The organism is Asaia sp. SF2.1, from assembly GCF_000505765.1.
GTDB classification, from domain to species: Bacteria; Pseudomonadota; Alphaproteobacteria; order Acetobacterales; family Acetobacteraceae; genus Asaia; species Asaia bogorensis.
Genome location: NZ_AYXS01000051.1, coordinates 103,928 through 106,005, shown reverse-complemented (window position 1 = coordinate 106,005; position 2,078 = coordinate 103,928). Strand labels below are relative to the sequence as shown.

Sequence of the window (2,078 nt, the reverse complement as noted above, 5' to 3'; positions counted from 1 at the left end):
GTATACGAAGAGCCCGAATGTTGAATGAACGAGACGACATAAAAATGCGCGATGCCTTGACCGGATCGAAATTTGTCTCTCACCACGCCTGCGGCAAGCAGGAGTATCCCGAAACGAGGTGAATCCCAGCTTGGCTATGGGTAGCATGTGTTGGAGGAAACGCAAGCTTTGTTACGATGTTTATCCGGATGCTAACCCACGATATCGAAACGCGGTAAAACGTTTTCCGCGGTGCGGCGACGGCAAACTGAATGTCGGATGACAAAATTGAGACAGAAGCTGCAGGCGTCGGATAAAAACGTTTCGTTAACTATTTTCACGATTAGATGAATGGCCGGCACTGATCCGGCGCAAAATAGGGGTGGTTCTGACAATCAGCGTCGGTGGCGCGGCTTTGGTATAGTCCGGCTTTGTGAGTGTCTATCTGCCCTCGTCTCCAGTACTCTTCAGGCAATCTCCGGAGTAAAAAATCGATGTTCAAGTCGTGGCCTGGTGGCTGGGCAGATGCCAAAGCCAAGATGAATGCGCTTGATCGTGCGCTGGCGTTCATCGAGTTCGATGTGAGCGGCATGATCCTTGAGGCCAACCAGAATTTCTGCGATGCAATGGGTTATCGGCTTGATGAGATCGTGGGGCGTCATCATCGCCTGTTCATTGACGATACCTATGCGGCAAGTGCGGAATATGCAGGATTCTGGCGCGGGTTATCTGAGGGAAAGTCCTGTACGCAGGAATGCATAAGGCTGGCAAAGAGCGGTTCCGAGGTTTTGCTGCAGGCTTCCTATAACCCGATTTTTGATATCAAAGGCGAGGTGGTCAAGGTCGTCAAATTCGCGACGGTCATCACGGGGCGGGTAAAGGCCATTGATGACGTTGGTAAGGGCCTGGCGCGACTGGCCGATAACATCCTCGGTTTTCGTCTCAATGGCGAGATTGATCCCACATACGAAAAGCTCCGCGAAGATTTCAACAGGGCAATCTCGAAGTTGGACATGACGCTCGGCGGTGTTGCGGCCTCGGTGGGCACGGTTGCGAACGGAGCCAATGAGATCGTCGTTGCCTCCAATGATCTCGCCCGCAGGACAGAGATGCAGGCGGGTAATCTCGAGCGCACCGCCGTTACGCTCAATCAGATTACTGCGCGCGTATCAAAAGGGGCGGAAAGCGCCAAGGCAGCGGCCTGTTCAGCTTCATCAATGAGAGTCGATGCACTGGCGGCGACCCAAATCGTGGATGGAGCGATCGATGCCATGGAGCGTATGCGTGAGGCGTCGAAGGCAATCTCGCAGATCACCGGGATGATCGAACAGATTGCCTTCCAGACCAATTTGCTTGCCTTGAACGCTGCCGTCGAGGCCGCCCGCGCGGGTGAGGCGGGTCGTGGGTTCTCCGTGGTGGCTACAGAAGTGCGCGCGTTGGCGGAACGTTCTGCGAAGGCATCTCAGGAGATACGTCTCCTCATTTCAGAGAGTACGACGCACGTTGACCGTGGCGCAAAGCTGATCACGGATGCCGGATCTGCGCTGGGTGGGATTGTCGAACGTATATCCGGAATTGACGGCCTTCTGTCGGAAATCGCCTTGGGATCCGAAGACCAGGCGGAGGGGCTGGGGCAGGTCAACCAGGCTGTGGGTCAACTGGATCGTGTAACTCAGCAGAATGCCGCAATGGTCGAAGAGGCAACTGCGGCGGCCAATAGTCTCGGTGTCGAGGCGGGGCGTCTCAAGGGGCTTGTTGATGAGTTCACGTTGAGTGAGGTTGTCTAGGGCGTCGGGCCAGTCACAGCCATTTGGCTATGTTATCCAGTCCGCGGCACTTTTTTCACGATGCGTGGCCCGGTCTGCACGATAGACGTGGATTGAGTGCACCACCCTGCATCGGCTTACCTGATGCAGGGGGTGGGTGCAGTTCCCCGAGGTCGCGCTCTTGCCTGGCTACAGCCTTTTTTATCCCGGATGTGCCAGCTTCTTGTGGCGCCAAATTTCCAGAGCCAGAGCCGCCGTATCGGCGGAAAGTATGTATCCTTTCGCGCTATTTCCCACCTGCCATCAGAGGTGGTTGGAAACTTTTGCGAAACT

1 protein-coding gene is annotated in these 2,078 nt (G+C 55.3%); it reads left to right on the top strand.

Annotated elements, in window-relative coordinates; all coding sequences use genetic code 11:
• Positions 1–473 precede the first annotated feature (473 nt).
• Positions 474–1,766: a PAS domain-containing methyl-accepting chemotaxis protein gene (locus P792_RS35430; protein WP_051395979.1), complete on the top strand. Its 1,293-nt coding sequence runs from the start codon at positions 474–476 to the stop codon at positions 1,764–1,766.
• Positions 1,767–2,078: the final 312 nt, after the last annotated feature.

Bases quoted from the DNA above. Each gene is read 5' to 3' on its own strand.
- P792_RS35430 (WP_051395979.1), top strand. From the start codon at position 474: ATGTTCAAGTCGTGGCCTGGTGGCTGGGCAGATGCCAAAGCCAAGATG.